The organism is Hyphomicrobium sp. DMF-1, assembly GCF_027886585.1.
GTDB classification, from domain to species: Bacteria; Pseudomonadota; Alphaproteobacteria; order Rhizobiales; family Hyphomicrobiaceae; genus Hyphomicrobium_C; species Hyphomicrobium_C zavarzinii.
Genome location: NZ_CP115706.1, coordinates 1,305,410 through 1,323,517, shown reverse-complemented (window position 1 = coordinate 1,323,517; position 18,108 = coordinate 1,305,410). Strand labels below are relative to the sequence as shown.

Here is an 18,108-nt window from a genome sequence, read left to right as displayed (position 1 = left end):
AAAAGGCGATAACATGCGCATTCACGTCGAACCGTCGGCTCGCTATGCCTTGGCATGGTCTGCCGCGCTCGTCTTAGGTCTGGTCCTCGCATTCCACAGCCCGCGCGCGCAGGCTGGGGGCGATTTCGTGCCTCCGCCGGGCTCTCAAAGCTCAGTCCTGCGCATCAGCGGTGGAGAGGCCTTGCCCCAATCGCGCGCCGTGCGCATCGGCCGCAACAAATCGCTTTTGGTGGAATTGCCCGTCGATCTCCGCGACGTGATGGTGTCCTCGCCCGACATCGTCGACGCCGTGGTCCAGTCGTCGAGCCGCGTACATCTGATCGCCAAGAAAATCGGACAATCCAACGCGTTCTTCTTCGATGCCAACGGCGAGCAAGTGCTCACGCTTGAAATCAGCGTGGAGCAGGACACGGCCGTGCTCGACGCGCTGCTTCAGCGGCTGCTGCCCGGTGCCAACATCAAATCTGAGATCCTGAACGATACGGTCATCCTCACCGGCACCGTCCGCACGCCGGTCGACTCGAACCGCGCGAGCGACATCGCCTCCCGCTTCATCGTGGCGACGCCCGAATCCGACAAGCGCGACAAGAACAAGGTTGTGAACCTGCTCGGCGTCGAAGGCGAGGAGCAGGTCATGCTCAAGGTCGTCGTCGCCGAGGTTCAGCGCGAGCTGCTGAAGCAGTTCGGCATCAACCTCGCAGCTGACATCAACGCCGGCAACTTCACCTGGAGCCTGTTGACGGCCAACGCGCTCCCGCTGACGACCGCAGCCGGTCTCGGCGCCCTCCCCATATTCGGCGTCTCGACTGCCGGCGATCCGAACGACCCCGCTGTAGCCTGCGGCGCGGGACAAGGCTGCGTCTATAATCAGGGACCTGCCGCAAACAGTTTCGGAAACTCGGGAACGGTCTCGAACTGGAGTTCGAGCGACGTCAAGCTCGGCAAGGCCATGCGCGCACTTGAGCGCGATGGCCTCGTTCGCACGCTGGCCGAACCCAATCTGACCGCGATTTCCGGCGAGCCCGCCAAGTTCCTCGCAGGTGGCGAGTATCCGATCCCGGTGAAGGACTCGAACGGCCAGACCACTGTCACTTTCAAGGAGTTCGGTGTTGGCGTCGCCTTCACGCCGACGGTCCTCTCCGAGGGCCGCATCAGCCTCAAGATCGAAAGCGAGGTGAGCGAGCTTTCGAACGCAGGCGCGATCGTGCTCGATTCCACCTCGATCCCGGCCCTGAAGAAGCGCCAGGCGAACTCCACCGTCGAGCTTCCCTCGGGCGGCTCCATCGCGCTCGCGGGCCTCATCTCCGACGACGTGCGCCAGAACATCGACGGCTTCCCGGGCCTCAAGGACGTACCCGTGCTCGGCACGCTGTTCCGCAGCCGCGACTTCATCAAGCGCGAGACGGAGCTCGTGGTCATCGTTACGCCGTACCTGGTCAAGCCCGTTGCCCCCAAGGATCTTGCGAAGCCGCTGGACGGTCTCGCCGAGTCCAGCGATCTGCGGGCCAACTTCATGGGTCACTTGAATCGCATCTACGGCACCGAGAGTGTGGCCCCCGCGGGCGACCTCAAGGGCGACTACGGATTTATCGTGGAATAGTGGGCGAGCCTGGAGACGCAATCATGGATTACGCACTTGCTTCGCCGCTAGAGAAACGCGCCCCCGCGCGCTTTCGCCCGGTCTCTTACGCGCTGATCGCCTTCCTGGCGACCGCTCTCGCAGGATGTCGCCACGACTACGACATTGGCGCGCCCCAGGTCGCGGGCTGGTCGATGGTGGACGCGACCCAGCGTCACCCGATCATCGTCTCCCAACAGCCCCAGACGATGCAGCTCCGCGTCGGAGCCTCGTCCCGTGGACTGGCGCCCCGCCAGCGCGCCGAGGTGCTGGAGTTCGCCGACCGCGCCCGCGCAAGCGACGCCGGCAACAGCCGCGTGATCATCCAGGCTCCCGGCGGCGGCTCCAACGAGATCGCCGCCATGCACGCGGTCGGCGAGATCCGCCAGATCCTGAGCGACAACGGATTTGCGGAATCCTCGATCGCCATCGAGGCCTACCATGCCGCAGAAACCGCCGACGCTCCGGTGCGCATCTCGTATCTGCGCTATGTCGCCGAAGCGCCGACGTGTGGTTATTGGCCGACCAATCTGGCGCGCGAGCCCAACAACGGAAACTATCCGAATTTCGGCTGCGCCAATCAGCACAACCTCGCCGTCATGGTCGCGAACCCGGGCGATCTCCTCGGCCCGCGCACCGAAAGCGATCGCCCAGGCGAGCGCAGGGACACAGCGTGGGACAAGTACGTGAGGGGTGAATCGACCGCTTCGAAGAAGACCGACGACGAGAAAGTAAAGATTGCAAAGTGACGGTAGGCGCAGCCATGTCCAAGTCTTTGAAAGGTTCGGCAACGGAAGCGTACGACGCGCTCTCGCCCTTTGCCCTTGAGGCAGAAGGCGCGGAGACGCCGGCGCTGAGCGATCGTGCACGCCCCCTGCCCCGCATTTCGATCCAGGCCTTCTGCGAGACGCCCCAAACGGCGGAGGCACTGCAGGCCGCCTCCGAGGATCGGCGCCTGAGCAAAGCCCACGTCACCATCCAGATGGGCGGCGCTCCCGCCGCTGTCGCCCACTATCAGGAAAGCCCCACGCCGAACCTCATCATTCTGGAATCGCACCTTCCCCACGGCGAGCTCGTGGCCACGCTCGAAGAGCTGGCTCAGAGCTGCGATCCGGGCACGAAGGTCGTGATCATCGGCTCCACCAACGACGTGGTCCTCTACCGCGATCTCATGAAGCGCGGCATCTCCGAATACCTCGTGGCGCCCATTTCGTCGTTCGAGCTGATGGAGTGCTTGTCAGGGCTCTATAACAACCCGGATTCCGATCCGGTCGGCCAAGTCTTCGCCTTCATCGGAGCCAAGGGTGGCGTAGGTTCGTCCACCATCTGCCACAACGTGGCGTGGACACTCTCCGAAGCCCTCGCGACCAACATCGTCATCGCCGATATGGATCTCGCATTCGGCACGACTGGGCTCGACTTCAACCAGGATCCCGTCCAGGGCATCGCCGATGCGCTCCAGAACCCCGACCGTCTCGACGAGGTTCTGCTCGACCGTTTGCTGACCACCTGCTCGAAGCATCTCTCGATCTTCGCCGCGCCTGTCGTGCTTGATCGCGACTACGAAATGTCGCCCGAAGGATGCGAGACGGTGATCGACGTCGTGCGCCAGAACGTGCCGTTCGTCGCCGTCGACCTGCCGCACACCTGGGCGCCGTGGACCAAGCGCCTCCTGCTCCAGGCTGACGAGATCGTCATCACGGCCATCCCCGATCTCGCCAACCTTCGCAACGCGAAGAACATCATCGATCTCGTGAAGACCGCGCGCAAGAACGACGCCGCGCCCCACCTGGTGCTCAACATGGCCAACATGCAGAAGCGCCCCGAGATCACGCCGAAGGAGTTCGAGAACGCGCTCGATCTCAAAACCCTCGCCGTGATCGATTTCGACTGCGAGAACTTCGGCCAGGCCGCCAACAACGGTCAGATGGTCGAGGAATACAACAGCAAGGCGAAGGCACCCCAGGCCTTCCGCGACATCGCCATGGCGCTTGCGCACCGCAAGGAAGTGAAGGTCGAGAAGAAGTCGCCGCTCGCCCCACTCCTTGAAAAGCTCAAACTCATGCGTTGACGGAGACCTCATGTTCGGCAGACGCACGAATGAACCCGGCGCCCAACGTAAGCTGCCCGCACCCTCCGCGGCGCCGGCCCCTGGGCCTGCGCCCGCGTCCGCGCCCCCGCCTCCGTCCGCGGCCGTGCCCTCGCGCGCGGAGCCCGTTGAGCAGCAGCGCCACCATTCGGAAGAATACTACGACGTAAAGACGACCGTCTTTAACGCACTCATCGACACCATCGACCTCACGCAGCTCGCGAAGCTCGACTCCGCGGCCGCGCGCGAGGAGATCCGCGACATCGTAAGCGAGATCATCCAGGTCAAGAACGTCGTGATGTCGATCGCGGAGCAGGAAGAGCTGCTCGAGGACATCTGCAACGACGTGCTGGGCTATGGCCCCCTCGAGCCCCTGCTCGCACGCGACGACATCGCCGACATTATGGTCAACGGCGCCACGACCACCTTCATCGAGGTCAACGGCAAAACGCAGAAGACCGGCGTGCGCTTTGCCGACAACCAGCAGCTCATGAACATCTGCCAGCGCATAGTGAGCCAGGTCGGCCGCCGCGTTGACGAAAGCAGCCCCATATGCGACGCGCGTCTTCCGGACGGCTCGCGCGTCAACGTCATTGCGCCCCCGCTCGCCATCGACGGCCCTGCGCTCACGATCCGCAAGTTCAAGAAGGATCGCCTGACGCTCGAGCAGCTCCAGAAGTTCGGCGCTATCACGCCACAGGCAAAGACCATTCTCGAGATCATCGGACGTGTTCGCTGCAACGTTCTGATCTCAGGCGGCACGGGTTCAGGCAAGACCACGCTTCTGAACTGCCTCACCGGCACCATCGACCACGACGAGCGCATCATCACCTGTGAGGACTCGGCCGAGCTTCAGCTCCAGCAACCCCACGTCGTGCGCCTCGAAACGCGCCCGCCGAACCTCGAAGGTGAAGGCGAGATCACCATGCGCGATCTCGTCAAGAACTGCCTGCGTATGCGCCCGGAGCGGATCATCGTCGGCGAGGTCCGCGGCCCCGAAGCTTTCGACCTTCTGCAGGCCATGAACACCGGCCATGACGGCTCCATGGGCACGCTTCACTCGAACAGCCCGCGCGAAGCACTGAGCCGTCTGGAATCCATGATCATGATGGGCGGCTTCACACTCCCCATCAAAACCATCCGCGAGATGATCGTCGGCTCCATCGACGTCATCATCCAGGCCGCGCGTCTGCGCGACGGCTCGCGCAAGGTGACCCACATCACTGAGGTCACCGGCATGGAAGAGGACATCATCACCCTCCAGAACCTCATCGTCTACGAGATCACAGGAGAGGATGCCAACGGCAAGCTGACCGGACGCCACCGGTCGACGGGCATCGCACGGCCGGCATTCTGGGACCGCGCTCAGTACTACAAGGAAGAAAACCGGCTGGCCGCGGCCTTGGCTGCGGCCGAGGTGCTGGATACCAACGGCAATCCCATGGGAGAAGGCCGTGATTGATGCCGGCGCGATGCCACTGCTGACGGCTCTTGTCGCGGCGGTCGCCATCGCGGCGACGGCCTATGCCGTCATGTATCCCTATATTTCGAGCGATCGCGCAAAGGACAAGCGCGTCGCGAACGTGACGGAATCGCGCGCCAAGAAGATGTCGACGCGCTCGGCCGCCGAAGTGGCGGCAAACCGCAAGAAGCAGGTTGCCGAAAGCCTCAAGGATATCGAGAACAGGCAGAAGGCGCGCGAGAAGGTTTCCTTGCGCCTGCGCCTCGAACGCGCGGGCCTCGACGTCGAGCCGAAGATGTTCTGGATCGCGAGCGCTGTCTCGGCCGTCCTCGTCACCATCCTTGTCGTGAGCTTCCTGCCGGCCTCCACATCGTCGTTCCGGCCGATGATCATGATCGCCACCCTGATCGTCGGCGGCCTCGGCATTCCCCGCTTCGTCCTCTCCAAGATGATCGCGCGCCGTCAGAAAAAGTTTTTGGCGGAGCTTGCGAACTCGATCGACGTCATCGTGCGCGGCATCAAATCCGGCCTGCCGTTGAACGAATGCTTCGGCGTGATCGCCCGCGAGGCCCCCGAGCCTGTCGCCAGCGAGTTCCGCGAGACGATCGAGCAGCAGCGCATCGGCGTGTCGCTCTCGGAAGCTCTCGATCGTCTCACGCTGCGTATGCCCCTTCCAGAGGTCAAGTTCCTCGCCATCGTGATCGCGATCCAGCAGCAATCCGGCGGCAACCTTGCCGAAGCGCTCGCCAACCTTTCCGGCGTTCTGCGCGATCGCTTCAAGATGGCCATGAAGGTCAAGGCTCTTTCGGCCGAAGCGAAGGCGTCCGCCATGATCCTCGCCGCCCTGCCACCGGGCGTCATGTTCATGGTGTACTCGTCGTCGCCAGATTACATCAGCCCGCTGTTCACGACGCGAACGGGAAACCTTTTCATCCTCGTCGGCCTAACCTGGATGCTGATCGGCGTGCTGCTCATGCGCAAGATGATCAACTTCAAGTTCTAGTCTCGAAAGAGCGCTGCCATGCAAGACCTCATAGATACACTTATATCTCCGCAGTTTCTTGCGACGATGCTGGCTGCGGTTTCGGTCTTCGCCACCATACTGGCGGTCGTGATGCCGATCCTTGCGCGCGACCAGATGAACCAGCGCATGCGCGTCATGGCGCTCGAGCGCGACGCGTTGAGGTCCAAGCGTCTGGCAGAGCTGAACAAGGAGCGTGCGGGCCAAGGCAGGCTGCGGCAGGCGCCGAAAGGCTTCATGCAGCAGATCGTCGACAAGCTCAATCTGCGAGCCCAGTTCGACAGCGAGGAGCTGCGCAACAAACTCAAGATGGCAGGTCTCAGAGGCCAGGCGCCGCTCGTGGCCTACATGTTCTTCCGCGTGGCAGCCCCGCCGCTGGCCTTCATCGTCACGCTGCTCTACCTGTTCTTCGTCGCCGAAATCGAGGCGTCGTCGAATATGAAGCTGCTCTATTCAGTCCTTGCCGCCGGCGCCGGCTATTACCTGCCCAACGTGTTCATCGAAAACCTCACGCAGAAGCGCCAGCAAGCCATCAAAATAGCGTTCCCTGAAGCCCTCGACATGCTGCTGATCTGCGTCCAGTCCGGCATGTCGGTGGAAGCGTCTTTCGGGAAGGTGGCAAAGGAAATCTCGAACCAATGCGTCGAGCTGGGCGAGGAGCTGTCTCTGACGACAGCCGAGCTCTCCTATCTGCCGGATCGGCGTCAGGCCTTCGAGAACCTCGCCAAGCGAACGAACCTTCCGAGCGTCAAGGCGGTCACCACCGCGCTCGTGCAGGCAGAGCGCTACGGCACGCCCGTGAGCCAGGCCCTCCGCGTGATGGCCAAGGAAAACCGCGATATGCGCATGGCTGACGCCGAGAAGAAGGCAGCGGCCCTGCCCCCGAAGCTCACGGTGCCGATGATCGTATTCTTCCTGCCCGTCTTGTTCGTCGTGATCCTCGGTCCCGCCGCGATAACCTTCTGGAAGATGCAATAGTCTCGCTGAACGGTCCCGGCCCCCTGGCGCGTCACATGGCGGAGAATTGCCGCTAGCTTGGCGTCATCACGCACCCAAGCACGGAAAAGCCGGCGAACAGAGCGCCGGCTTTCGTCGTCGATCATCGATGAAGTAGGCGCAAGCGCCTGGGTATGCCCAGGTGGCGCTCGTTACTCCGCGGTGAACAGAGAGGCTGCGTGATCCGGCTCCGTACGGCCACCGAACCCGGTCTCGATGTTGCTCGACCGGAGCGCGGGCGCCTGGGCAGCAACCGGCGTCGGCGCCTTCACCTGGGCCTTGGCCACAGCCGTTGACCAGGAAGGCTCCTGCGCCGGCGTCTCACGTGGCGTCCGGGCGGGCGCCGAAGCCGGTGCAACAGCCTTGGCATCGAGCTTCACCATCTTCTTCAGAAGCGCGGTATTCGCCTGCGCATCGCTCGGCGAGAGATCCACTGAAGCCGTCCTCGTCGCTTCGTCGTACTTGCCCTGAAGGCCGAGCACGAGCGCCAGGTTCTGCCGAACCTTCGCGTTCTCGCCACCCGTCGCCGAAGCCTGCCGCAGAAGCTGCTCGCCACGATCCGCTTCGCCGCTCATGGTGTAGGCGAGCGCGAGATTGTTCAGCACGGACGGATGTCCGGGATTGAGCGCCTGCGCGCGTTCATAGTACGAGATCGCCTCGCGATAGCTGCCTTCCTTGGCCAGCACCGTGCCGCGCGCAAGGATGACGCGCCAATCGGGATTGGCAGGATCGTCCGCCACCGCGAGCACCTTCTTCGCAACGCTGACTTGATCGAGATCGAGCGCAAGGCGGCCATAGTCCGCAGCCAGGCGCCGGTCCGAGCCATGAATCAGCGACGCCTGCTGCAGCACGGCCAGCGCCTCGCGCTTCTGCCCCATCACCTTGAGGTTCTGCGCATAGGCGAGCGCTGCATCGAGATCGCGCGGGTTCTTGGAATACTGCTGTCCCCAATACTCGGTGGCCGCACGCGGATCGCTGGGCTGCTGAGCTTGGGCCGTCTCGGTAGCTGCGGGCGCCGTGTCGGGAGCCAGCGCGGAAAACAGCCCCGCGCTTTCCTCGCCGCCGATCTGAGCGCACGCACCGAGCAGCAGACTGGCCGCGATGGCTGCGAGCACACCGACGGGACGTGCCCTCTTCGGCATCGCAAGCGCGTCGAGGTCGGCCATGAATGTCTCCACTGCTCGTCGGTCACGGGGCGGGGCGCGCCTTATGCGCCCGTCTCCCGTCACTTTCCGATACAGCAGTCAATAAAGCCTTAACCGATCCGGCAGGGCCGCGCCCTAACCCGCGACTTCGGCCCGCGCCCCTCTGATCCACTCCTCGATGGCGGGAAGCGAGAGGATTGTATCGACGTAAGCCGCCGCCGTGCCGTCATCGCCGAACGCCCCGAGATCCGCAACATAGGTGCGGAAGCGCGAGGCCACCGGCGCGAACATGGCATCCGCGATCGAGAAGCGAGAGAACAGAAACGGACCATCGCCGCCGAACCGCTTGCGGCTGTCCATCCAGAGCTCGACGATCCGCCGGATGTTCGCCACCACCGCATCGGGATGCTCGGGCTTGGGATCCTGCGAGAGGATCTTCATCGGGCAGTGCTCGCGCAAGGGCTGAAAGCCCGAATGCATTTCCGCGCTGACCGAGCGCGCCACGGCTCTCGCCCTGACATCCGACGGCCACAGTGCCTTATCAGGATGGCGCTCGGCGACGTATTCGAGAATGGCGAGACTGTCCCAGATCATGAGATCGCCCGACCACAGCACCGGCACCTTTCCCGCCGGCGAATGCGCCAGGATCTGCTCCTTCGCGTCCGTGGCGCGGAGATTGATTCTGACCTCTGTGAAATCGATCCCCGCCTGCTTCAAGGCGAGCCAGGGCCTCAGGCTCCAGCTCGACGTATTCTTGTTGCCAATGACGAGTCGATATCCTTCAGCCGCCATCCTGAGCCGTCCTCTTGCGATTGTGTTTCCCTGCGTGTCTGGGGATAATGCCTGATCATCCGAGGTCCGTCCAAGCGGCCATTCTTACGAGACCAAAAGAACCCATCCATGACCGACAAATCTTCAGGGCCGAGCGCGCTCTCCCCCACCGATGTGCTGGCCCCCCACGACACCGCCGGCCCCAGCACCCCAATCTGGCTCGTCTCCGAATCGCAGCCGGTGGCACGCCTCACGGGCCTGGACGACACGGCCAAAGCGTGGCTCGAGCGCACGCGGTTCACGAGCGCGGCCAAGAAGCAGGCGCTCATTCCAGGTCCTCAGGGCGCGTTGGCAGGCGTTGCGCTCGGCATCGGCAACGGAAGCGCGGGCGATCCCTCCGGCCCCTCCGAGCTTCTGATGGGACAGCTCGCCGCAAGCCTGCCCGAAGGCCTCTATCATCTTGGAGGCGACGTTCCCAATGCGGAGCTCGCCGCCATCGCGTGGGGCCTCGGCGCCTACCGCTTCCGCCGCTACAAGAGCGCGCCCGGCGAGGCCCCGCCGCGCCTCAAGCTGCCCCAAAAGCTCGACTATCAGTCGGTCGTCAACCAGGTCGGCGCGATCTGGAAAGGACGCGATCTGATCAATACGCCCGCGTCCGACCTTGCCCCGGAAGATCTGGAAGCCGCCGCTCAGCGCCTCGCCCGCGATCACGGCGCGAGCATCGAGACCATCGTCGGCGACGACCTGCTCGAAAAAGGGTTCCGCATGATCCATGCGGTCGGCCGCGCCAGCTCCCGTGCGCCCCGCCTCATCGACGTCAGATGGCAGAAACCCGGCGGCAACCCCAAGGCGCCGATGCTCACGCTCGTCGGCAAGGGCATCACCTTCGACACCGGCGGCCTCGACATAAAGCCCGCCTCCGGCATGCTTCTCATGAAGAAGGATATGGGTGGCGCCGCCGCGGCCCTCACGCTGGCCGAGCTGATCATGAGCCGCGGCCTCGATGTGCGCCTGCGTTTGCTGATCGCAGCAGCCGAGAACAGCATTTCAGGCGATGCATTCCGCCCGGGCGACATTCTCCTGAGCCGCGCGGGCAAAACCGTCGAAATCGGAAACACCGACGCGGAAGGCCGCCTCGTGCTCGCCGACGCGCTATCGCTGGCCGACGAGGAGCAGCCCGACACGATCCTCGTATTCGCGACGCTGACCGGCGCGGCCCGCGTGGCCCTCGGCCCGGACCTCCCCGCATTCTTCACGAACGACAACGCATTCGCCGAAGCGCTCAGCGCGGAGGCCGAGGCCGTCGGCGACCCGGTATGGCGTCTGCCGTTCTGGCCGGGATACGAGCGCCACCTCGACAGCGACATCGCCGACATGAACAACGTCCATGATGCACCCTTCGCCGGGGCCATCACCGCCGCCCTGTTCCTGAAGCGCTTCGTGAAGAACGCCCGCCGCTTCGCCCACTTCGATCTTTATGGCTGGCGCCCGGCACCCCGTCCCCTCGGCCCCAAAGGCGGCGAGCCGCAGACGGCGCGCGCCCTCTTCTCACTTCTCACCAAAGAGCTCTGCTCATGACCAACGACAAGCCGGCGGACGAGAGCGGCAATGTGAGCGAGCCTGCTCAGCCGGCCGCTCCGCCCAAGCTCGACCCGCGCCGTCACGTCGTCCGGCCCGATCTCGCAGCCCTCTCGCTTCGTGGCCAGGTGGTCTCACCCCGCTATGCCGCAGGCACGACGCGCCAGGTTGCGAAACCTGCGATCCCGCTGCGCCGCGAACCGTCGCCCAATGTGGGGATCGAGACCGAAGCCCTCTTCGGCGAAATGGTGAAAGTGTACGACGAAGCCGAAGGATGGGCCTGGGTCCAGCTCCAGCGCGACCGTTATGTAGGCTACGTTCCTTCGAGTGCCTTGAGCAGCGAGGTGCAGCTCTCGACCCATCGCGTCAAAGCGCTCGGCACGTTCGTTTATGCGGCGGCGGACATCAAGACACCGCCGGTCATGCACCTGCCGCTCAACGCCGAGATCCGCGTCAGCGAATGGGGAGAGCGCTTCTGCCGTCTCGAGCGCGGCGGCTTCATAATCACCCGCCACATCATCGAGAAGGACCGCTACGAACGCGATTTCGTCGATATCGCGGAGCGCTTGATCGGCACGCCGTATCTGTGGGGCGGCCGCACCCGCATCGGCATCGACTGCTCGGGCCTCGTTCAAGTCGCCCTCGAAGCGGCCGGCGTGGCAGCCCCCCGCGACAGCGACATGCAGATGAACGAGCTCGGCACGTCCATCCTGATCCCCGAGGATTTGGAAGGCCTGCAGCGCGGCGACCTGATCTTCTGGAAAGGTCACGTCGGGATCATGAGCGATGGCGTGATGCTGGTTCATGCCAACGCGCACCACATGGCCGTGGCTGTGGAAACGCTGCCGGAAGCCGCGCAACGCATCGCCAGGGATGGTTCGAAAATCCTTGCAATCCGGCGCATCCCGCAAGCGGCAACGGCGCCGAAAGCCTGAACGATCAACCGCGACGGTAAGGCAGGAAGTGGCGATCGTGGCGCTCGCCGTATCCGTCCGGCTCCGGACCGTCGCGCCAAACCGCGCCGTCCCCGAGCAGAATGATGGTCTCGATGCCGCGCTCTACTCCGGTCACGGAGCTCACCCAGCGCCGCTGGATGATCTGGCCTTGCGTAATGCGCTCGAGAAGCAGCACCAGCTCCTCGAGCTTCCCGACCAGCCGATCCTCATACGTCTCGCCGGCAATCGCGATGTCGAAACGCCCCGTCTCCCTCAGCGCCAACGCCACCGGACACGCGGCGGCAACGACCGGCTCGATCGAAAGCAGCCAGCATTCGTCTTCATTACCCTCGAAGACGTGCGCAACATCCTTGATCGTCGGAACCCAATAGCGAAGCTGCTCGATCGTCGCCTGGACCGAGGACGGATGAAAACCCTCTTGCGTCGTCGTCATGCGAAATACACCGGCCTGATCGGAATGTGCGCAGGATGTCTCAAAAGGTGACCGCCCTCAAGCGCGATGACAGGCGGCGCATCCTGACGTAGGGAAAATTTCTGCCGACCGCGCGATGTTCGAGAATGGTCAACCCGCGATCGCCGCGCGGTGCGCCACCTTGAGATCAAACGCCGCCGCCAGAAGCGCCTTCGTATAATCCGCTTTGGGCGCTGTGAAAATTTCGTCCGCCGGACCTTCCTCCAGCGCCTTGCCGTTCCGCATCACGATCACATAGTTGCAGAGCGCGCGCACGACTTTGAGATCGTGACTGATGAAAACATAGGCAAGATTACGCTTGGCTTGCAGCTCCCGCAGGAGGTCGACGATCTGCGCCTGCACGCTCATATCGAGCGCGCTCGTCGGCTCGTCGAGTACGATGAACTTGGGTTCGAGCGCCATGGCACGCGCGATGGCGATACGCTGACGTTGCCCGCCGGAGAATTCGTGCGGATACCGGTCCAGCGACGAAGCCGCGTCGAGCCCCACCTCGCCCAACGCCTTCGCCGCCTGCTCGCGCCGTTGCGCAGCGGTCCACTCGGGCTTCTGGATGAGCAGGCCCTCCTCGATGATCTCGAAGATCGAAAGGCGCGGCGAGAGCGATCCATAGGGATCCTGGAAAACAACCTGCATCTCGCGCCTGAGCGGGCGCATCTCCTTGGAGGTGAGCCCGTCGATACGCTTGCCGAGATAGACGATGGGTCCGGACGACGAGATCAGCCGCAGGATCGCAAGCCCGAGCGTCGTCTTGCCCGATCCCGACTCGCCGACAACGCCCACCGTCTGCCCGGCAAGGATCTTCACCGAAACACCGTCCACCGCCTTCACGTGATCCACGGTCCGCTGCAGGAAGCCACGCTTGATCGGAAACCACACCTTGAGATCCTGCGTCTCCGCGATCACGGGTGAGGCGGCATCGAAATGCGGCGGCTTGCCCTTGGGCTCCGCCGCGATCAGATGGCGCGTGTAGGGATGTTGCGGAGAAGCGAACAGCGCCTCCGTCGGCTGCTCCTCCACGATCGAGCCGCTCTGCATGACGTACACACGCTCCGCCATCCGCCGCACGATGCCGAGATCGTGTGTGATCAGCAGCATCGCCATTCCCATTTCGCGCTGGAGATTGCGCAGAAGCTCCAGGATCTGCGCCTGGATGGTCACGTCGAGCGCGGTCGTCGGCTCGTCTGCGATCAGAAGATCCGGCTCGTTGGCGAGCGCCATCGCGATCATGACCCGCTGGCGCTGCCCGCCCGAAAGCTGGTGCGGGAAAGCGTTGAGCCGCTTCTCGGGCTCCGGAATACCGACCTTCGTCAGAAGCTCGATGACGCGCGCGCGGGCAGCCTGTCCGCTGAGACCGCGATGGAGCGCCAGGATCTCGCCCACCTGCCGCTCGATGGTATGCAGCGGATTGAGCGAGGTCATCGGCTCCTGAAAGATGATCGAGATGCGATCCCCGCGGATACGCTTGAGATCCTGCTCGGACGTCTTCAGCAGATCCTTCCCCTCGAAGAAGATCTCGCCCGTGGGATGCGACGCGGCCGGATAGGGCAGCAGCCGCAGGATTGAAAGCGCCGAGACGGACTTGCCGCTGCCGGACTCGCCGACGAGCGCCACCGTCTCACCCTTGTTGATCTTGAACGTCACGCCTTTCACGGCCGTCGTCGTCGTGCCGCCGCCCGAGCGGAAGGCCACCGACAGGTTCTTGACGTTGATCAGCACCTCTTTGGACATCGCCTACCCCCTCACGCAAAGGTCTTGCGGGGATCGAGCGCGTCGCGCACCCCTTCGAAGATGAAGATCAAGAGCGACAGCATGATCGCGATGGAGAAGAACGCGCTCATGCCGAGCCAAGGCGCGCCGAGATCACCCTTGCCCTGCAACAGCAGCTCACCCAGCGACGGCGAGCCCGGCGGCAAGCCAAGCCCGAGGAAGTCGAGCGACGTCAGCGTGGTGATGGAGCCCGAAAGCTGGAACGGCATGAACGTCAGCGTTGCGACGGTGGCGTTCGGCAGGAGGTGCTTGCGCATGATGGTCGTGTCGGAAAGCCCCAGTGCCCGCGCCGCGCGCACGTATTCGAAGTTGCGCGCCCGCAGGAACTCCGCGCGCACCACTCCGACCAGAGATGTCCATTGGAAGGCAAGCAGCACGAACAGCAGCGTCCAGAAGCCCGGCACCAGAACGGCCGCGATGATGATCAGCACGTAGAGCGTCGGAATGTTGCCCCAGATCTCCAGGAACCGCTGCATGAGGAGATCGATCCACCCGCCGTAGAACCCCTGAACAGCGCCTGCCGCGATGCCGATCAGGCTCGATAGGATCGTCAAGATCAGGCCGAACATCACCGAGATGCGGAACCCATAGATCACGCGCGCCAGCACGTCCCGGCCCTGGTTGTCGAGCCCGAGCCAATTCCAGTTTCCGACGGCTAGATAGCGCGCCATCTGATCGGGCGGCGCGTCACAGAGCTTCGCGCGCGCAGCCCATTGCGGCGGCGCCGGATAACCGAGCCCCGCCTGATGCTTCACGCCATCCCGCTCGATGAAGCAGTTGCCGTCGGCATCCACGCGGTTCGGATAGTCCTTGTTGATGGTGTCGTAGGAATAGCGGATCGGCGGCCAAATCATCCAGCCGTTGGAGGTAATCTCCTCAATGATGAGCGGATCGCGATAGTCCGTCACCGCCAGGAAGCCTCCGAACTTGGATTCGGGATAGTCGACGAGCACGGGGAACAGCGTCTCGCCCTTGTAGCGCACGATCAGCGGCCTATCGTTGGCGATGACCTCCGCGAACAGAGTGACGAAAAACAGGATGAGAAAGAGGACGAGGCTCCAGTAGCCGCGCCGGTTCGCCTTGAAGTTCGCCCAGCGCCGCGCGTTGATCGGCGAGAGCGTGAAGCGCGGAAGGAGCCGCGTGAAAAGCGGCGGACGCACCGGATCGGTCGTCACGGCCTGCTCATTGGTATCCTCGCGTCGGGCGTCCACGGCTAGATCTCCCGGCTCTCGAAGTCGATGCGGGGATCGACAAGTGTATAGATGAAATCGGTGACGACGTTCACGACAAGCCCCATCAGCGCAAAGATGTAGAGCGTGGCGAACACCACCGCATAATCTCGCTTGATCGCGCTCTCGAAGCCGAGCAGCCCGAGCCCGTCGAGCGAGAACACCGTCTCGATCAGCAGCGAGCCCGAGAAAAAGGCGCTGATGAAGGCCCCCGGAAAGCCCGCAATGATGAGCAGCATCGCGTTACGGAAGATATGCCCGTAGAGCACCTCCCGCTCGCTAAGCCCCTTGGAGCGCGCCGTGATCACGTACTGCTTGCGGATTTCGTCCAGGAAGCTGTTCTTGGTGAGGAACGCCATGGTGGTGAAGGCGCCGAGCGACATCGCGATGATTGGCAGCGTCAAGTGCCAGAAGTAGTCCACGATCTTCCCGAACGTCGAAAGCTGTTCCCAGTTGTCCGAGGTGAGCCCGCGTGACGGGAACCACTGGAAGAACGACGAGCCCGCGAACACGATGAGCAGCAGCACCGCCACGAGGAAGCCCGGCACCGCGTAGCCGACGACCAGAAGCGTGCTGGTCCAGGTATCGAACTTCTCCCCATCTTTCACCGCCTTCCGGATGCCGAGCGGAATGGAGATGAAATACGTGATCAACGTCATCCAGAGGCCAAGCGAGATCGAAACCGGCATCTTCTCCTTGATCAGCTCGATCACCGACACGTCGCGGAAGTAGCTCTTTCCGAAATCGAACATGAGATAGCTTTTCATCATGAGCAGAAAGCGCTCATGCGCGGGCTTGTCGAAGCCGAACTGCTTTTCGAGGCTTTTGATGAACTCGGGATCGAGCCCCTGCGCACCGCGATACTTCGAGGTGACGCTGTCGCCCGCGCCCTGGCCGAGTTGCGACTGGCTCCCGCCCCCAAGCGTATCGCGTCCACCGCCGCCGAGGCGGTCCGAGATCGACGTGTCGCTGCCCGTGAGCTTGGCGATCATCTGCTCGACCGGCCCGCCCGGCGCGAACTGCACGATCACGAAACTGATCAGCATGATACCGATCATCGTCGGAATGATGAGCAGCAATCGCTTGAGGAGATAGGCAGCCATCGTCGATCAGATCCTCGTTGGGGCGCCGCGCCCTGTCATCGGCTCATTCGTCACCGCTGAACCAGCGCTTTTGCTTTCTCGCTATCGTACCACCACGTATCGAGCGCGCCGCGCTCGTACCTGGGCTTCACCTCCGGCCATCCGAACTTGTTCCAGAACGCAAGGTTGTGCGCGCCCTTGTACCATTGCGGCACCCAGTAGTAGCCCGCTCTCAGAACACGGTCCGCCGCGCGCGTCGCCGTCACCAGCTCAGCCCGCGATTTTGCCGTCACGATATGGTCGATCAACTGGTCGAGCACAGGGTCCGCGATCCCGGCCAGGTTGAAGCTGCCATTCGTTTTGGCCGCGTCCGATCCCCAGAACGTCTTGAGCTCGATGCCGGGCGTAAGCCGGAGCGCATAGCGCTGCGTCGTGAGGTCGAAGTCGAAATCCTTGAGCCGGCGCTCATACTGGGCGGCATCCACCCGCCGCATCGTCGCATCGATACCGATCGCCTTCAGGTTCTTGAGATAAGGCCCAACGATCCGTTCGAACGAAGGGCTGTCGATCAGGATCTCGACCGAAAAGGGCTGCCCCGCCGCGTTGCGAAGCCCTTGCGGCGTCTGCGTCCATCCCGCCTCCGCGAGAAGCTTGGAGGCACGCCGCAATTGCTCGCGATTGTTGCCGCTGCCGTCCGTCACCGGAGGCGAGACGGCCTCGCCGAACACGGCTGCGGGAAGCTTGTCCCGGAACGGCTCCAGTAACGCCAGCTCTTCAGGCGATGGCACTCCGGACGCCTTCATGTCGGAGTTTTCGAAGTAGCTCCCGGTGCGCGTATAGAGCCCGAAAAAGAGGTTCTTGTTGCTCCACTCGAAATCGAACGCAAGGCCAAGTGCCTCCCGAACGCGCACGTCCTTGAACTTGTCGCGGCGCGTATTGATGAAGAAGCCTTGCGCGCCCGAAGGCCGCTCGTCGGGGATCGTGAGCAGCTTCACCCGGCCGTCCTTGACAGCCGGCTTGTCGTAACCGCCCGCCCAGTCCTTGGAGGTGAACTCCTCGCGGAAATCGAAATTCCCGGCCAGCAGGTTCTCGAGCTCGAGCGTCCGGTCGCGATAGTACTCGTAGCGAACCTCGTCGAAGTTGTGCTGCCCACGATTGATCGGCAGGTCCTTGCCCCAATAGTCCTCGCGCCGCACGTAAGTGACGTAGGTACCAGCCTTGAAGTCACCGATCTTGTAAGGGCCGGAGCCGAGCGGCGGCTCGAGCGTCGTCTTCTCGAAATCGTGCGCTGTGTAGTACGCCTTCGACAGGATCGGCAGCGTCGCAACGGAAATCGGCAGGTCGCGAATAAGCTGTCCTTGGAACGTGTAGCGCACCGTTTGCGGGTCGAGCGCCTCGGCGGACACCACGTCCTTCAGCGGAATGGCGAACGCCGGATGCCCCTTCGCCTTGATCGTGTCGAAGGAGAACACGACGTCGTCGGCGGTGAGCGGGCTGCCGTCGGCGAACTTTGCTTCCGGCCTCAGCTTGAAGGTAACCGAAAGACCGTCAGGCGCCACGTCCGCCGAGGAGGCGACAAGCCCGTAGACGGCATCCGGCTCGTCCAATGCGCGCGCCATCAGGGTATCGAACACCAGCTCCATGCCCTGGGCGGCGTCGCCCTTCAGGATGTAAGCATTGAAGCTGTCGAACGTGGTGAGCCCAGCCGTGCCGATCTGCGAGGCTTTCCCGCCCTTCGGCGCATCCGGATTGACGTAGTCGAAATGCGTGAAGTCAGCCGGATACTTGAGATCGCCGAAAATCGAGAGCCCATGCTTGGGCTCCGCCGAGAGCGGCGAGGCGAGGCCCGCCGCGAAAGCCAGAGCGCAGAATGCTGTAAGACCAGCGCGCACGCCGAGAAGTCGTCTCATCTGCCCTCCGGG

Annotated in this window: 15 protein-coding genes; 8 read left to right on the top strand and 7 right to left on the bottom strand. The window is 63.5% G+C overall.

Annotation, left to right across the window (positions count from 1 at the left end):
- The first annotated feature begins 13 nt into the window (after nucleotides 1-13).
- From PE058_RS05930 to PE058_RS05905, 6 genes are read left to right on the top strand one after another with little or no spacing between them, the layout of a single operon-like run.
- Nucleotides 14-1,600, top strand: a complete 1,587-nt coding sequence (locus PE058_RS05930) for a type II and III secretion system protein family protein (protein ID WP_020084451.1) — start codon at nucleotides 14-16, stop codon at nucleotides 1,598-1,600.
- A gap of 23 nt (nucleotides 1,601-1,623) precedes the next feature.
- Nucleotides 1,624-2,367: a CpaD family pilus assembly protein gene (locus PE058_RS05925; protein ID WP_271030115.1), complete on the top strand. Its 744-nt coding sequence runs from the start codon at nucleotides 1,624-1,626 to the stop codon at nucleotides 2,365-2,367.
- A 14-nt stretch (nucleotides 2,368-2,381) separates the two neighbouring features.
- Nucleotides 2,382-3,689: an AAA family ATPase gene (locus tag PE058_RS05920; RefSeq protein WP_020084449.1), complete on the top strand. Its 1,308-nt coding sequence runs from the start codon at nucleotides 2,382-2,384 to the stop codon at nucleotides 3,687-3,689.
- Nucleotides 3,690-3,699: 10 nt separating this feature from the next.
- Nucleotides 3,700-5,169: a CpaF family protein gene (locus PE058_RS05915; protein WP_020084448.1), complete on the top strand. Its 1,470-nt coding sequence runs from the start codon at nucleotides 3,700-3,702 to the stop codon at nucleotides 5,167-5,169.
- Nucleotides 5,162-6,172 carry a type II secretion system F family protein gene (locus PE058_RS05910; RefSeq protein WP_020084447.1) on the top strand — a complete coding sequence of 337 codons (1,011 nt, stop codon included), beginning with the start codon at nucleotides 5,162-5,164 and terminating at the stop codon, nucleotides 6,170-6,172. The genes PE058_RS05915 and PE058_RS05910 overlap by 8 nt, the downstream gene beginning before the upstream one ends.
- A gap of 18 nt (nucleotides 6,173-6,190) precedes the next feature.
- A complete protein-coding gene (locus PE058_RS05905) occupies nucleotides 6,191-7,168 on the top strand; it encodes a type II secretion system F family protein (RefSeq protein WP_020084446.1) in 978 nt (325 codons plus the stop codon).
- A gap of 170 nt (nucleotides 7,169-7,338) precedes the next feature.
- Here PE058_RS05905 and PE058_RS05900 read toward each other — a convergent pair whose 3' ends face one another.
- Nucleotides 7,339-8,352: a tetratricopeptide repeat protein gene (locus PE058_RS05900; RefSeq protein WP_020084445.1), complete on the bottom strand. Its 1,014-nt coding sequence runs from the start codon at nucleotides 8,350-8,352 to the stop codon at nucleotides 7,339-7,341.
- 114 nt (nucleotides 8,353-8,466) lie between these two features.
- Complete coding sequence (locus PE058_RS05895) at nucleotides 8,467-9,123, bottom strand: glutathione S-transferase family protein (protein ID WP_020084444.1); 657 nt, start codon at nucleotides 9,121-9,123, stop codon at nucleotides 8,467-8,469.
- 108 nt (nucleotides 9,124-9,231) lie between these two features.
- Between PE058_RS05895 and PE058_RS05890 the strand changes: the two genes are divergently transcribed.
- Nucleotides 9,232-10,680 carry a leucyl aminopeptidase family protein gene (locus tag PE058_RS05890; protein WP_271030114.1) on the top strand — a complete coding sequence of 483 codons (1,449 nt, stop codon included), beginning with the start codon at nucleotides 9,232-9,234 and terminating at the stop codon, nucleotides 10,678-10,680.
- The gene (locus tag PE058_RS05885; RefSeq protein WP_271030113.1) at nucleotides 10,677-11,615 is read left to right on the top strand and encodes a C40 family peptidase; all 939 of its coding nucleotides are present in this window, start codon (nucleotides 10,677-10,679) and stop codon (nucleotides 11,613-11,615) included. Before PE058_RS05890 ends, PE058_RS05885 begins: the two co-directional genes overlap by 4 nt.
- A 4-nt stretch (nucleotides 11,616-11,619) precedes the next feature.
- Here the strand turns inward: PE058_RS05885 and PE058_RS05880 are convergent, their stop codons facing one another.
- The 5 genes from PE058_RS05880 to PE058_RS05860 form a co-directional block, all read right to left on the bottom strand.
- Complete coding sequence (locus tag PE058_RS05880) at nucleotides 11,620-12,069, bottom strand: hypothetical protein (RefSeq protein WP_271030112.1); 450 nt, start codon at nucleotides 12,067-12,069, stop codon at nucleotides 11,620-11,622.
- Between the two features lie 129 nt (nucleotides 12,070-12,198).
- Nucleotides 12,199-13,836: an ABC transporter ATP-binding protein gene (locus tag PE058_RS05875; RefSeq protein ID WP_271030111.1), complete on the bottom strand. Its 1,638-nt coding sequence runs from the start codon at nucleotides 13,834-13,836 to the stop codon at nucleotides 12,199-12,201.
- Between the two features lie 11 nt (nucleotides 13,837-13,847).
- Nucleotides 13,848-15,050: an ABC transporter permease gene (locus PE058_RS05870; protein WP_271030596.1), complete on the bottom strand. Its 1,203-nt coding sequence runs from the start codon at nucleotides 15,048-15,050 to the stop codon at nucleotides 13,848-13,850.
- Between the two features lie 38 nt (nucleotides 15,051-15,088).
- Nucleotides 15,089-16,207 (bottom strand): microcin C ABC transporter permease YejB, encoded by a 1,119-nt coding sequence (locus PE058_RS05865; protein WP_020084438.1) that lies wholly within the window; start codon nucleotides 16,205-16,207, stop codon nucleotides 15,089-15,091.
- 50 nt (nucleotides 16,208-16,257) lie between these two features.
- Nucleotides 16,258-18,096: an extracellular solute-binding protein gene (locus PE058_RS05860; protein WP_198011120.1), complete on the bottom strand. Its 1,839-nt coding sequence runs from the start codon at nucleotides 18,094-18,096 to the stop codon at nucleotides 16,258-16,260.
- Nucleotides 18,097-18,108 lie beyond the last annotated feature (12 nt).

Bases quoted from the DNA above. Each gene is read 5' to 3' on its own strand.
- PE058_RS05930 (WP_020084451.1), top strand. From the start codon at position 14: ATGCGCATTCACGTCGAACCGTCGGCTCGCTATGCCTTGGCATGGTCT.
- PE058_RS05925 (WP_271030115.1), top strand. From the start codon at position 1,624: ATGGATTACGCACTTGCTTCGCCGCTAGAGAAACGCGCCCCCGCGCGC.
- PE058_RS05920 (WP_020084449.1), top strand. From the start codon at position 2,382: ATGTCCAAGTCTTTGAAAGGTTCGGCAACGGAAGCGTACGACGCGCTC.
- PE058_RS05915 (WP_020084448.1), top strand. From the start codon at position 3,700: ATGTTCGGCAGACGCACGAATGAACCCGGCGCCCAACGTAAGCTGCCC.
- PE058_RS05905 (WP_020084446.1), top strand. From the start codon at position 6,191: ATGCAAGACCTCATAGATACACTTATATCTCCGCAGTTTCTTGCGACG.
- PE058_RS05900 (WP_020084445.1), bottom strand. From the start codon at position 8,352: ATGGCCGACCTCGACGCGCTTGCGATGCCGAAGAGGGCACGTCCCGTC.
- PE058_RS05895 (WP_020084444.1), bottom strand. From the start codon at position 9,123: ATGGCGGCTGAAGGATATCGACTCGTCATTGGCAACAAGAATACGTCG.
- PE058_RS05890 (WP_271030114.1), top strand. From the start codon at position 9,232: ATGACCGACAAATCTTCAGGGCCGAGCGCGCTCTCCCCCACCGATGTG.
- PE058_RS05885 (WP_271030113.1), top strand. From the start codon at position 10,677: ATGACCAACGACAAGCCGGCGGACGAGAGCGGCAATGTGAGCGAGCCT.
- PE058_RS05880 (WP_271030112.1), bottom strand. From the start codon at position 12,069: ATGACGACGACGCAAGAGGGTTTTCATCCGTCCTCGGTCCAGGCGACG.
- PE058_RS05875 (WP_271030111.1), bottom strand. From the start codon at position 13,836: ATGTCCAAAGAGGTGCTGATCAACGTCAAGAACCTGTCGGTGGCCTTC.
- PE058_RS05865 (WP_020084438.1), bottom strand. From the start codon at position 16,207: ATGGCTGCCTATCTCCTCAAGCGATTGCTGCTCATCATTCCGACGATG.
- PE058_RS05860 (WP_198011120.1), bottom strand. From the start codon at position 18,096: ATGAGACGACTTCTCGGCGTGCGCGCTGGTCTTACAGCATTCTGCGCT.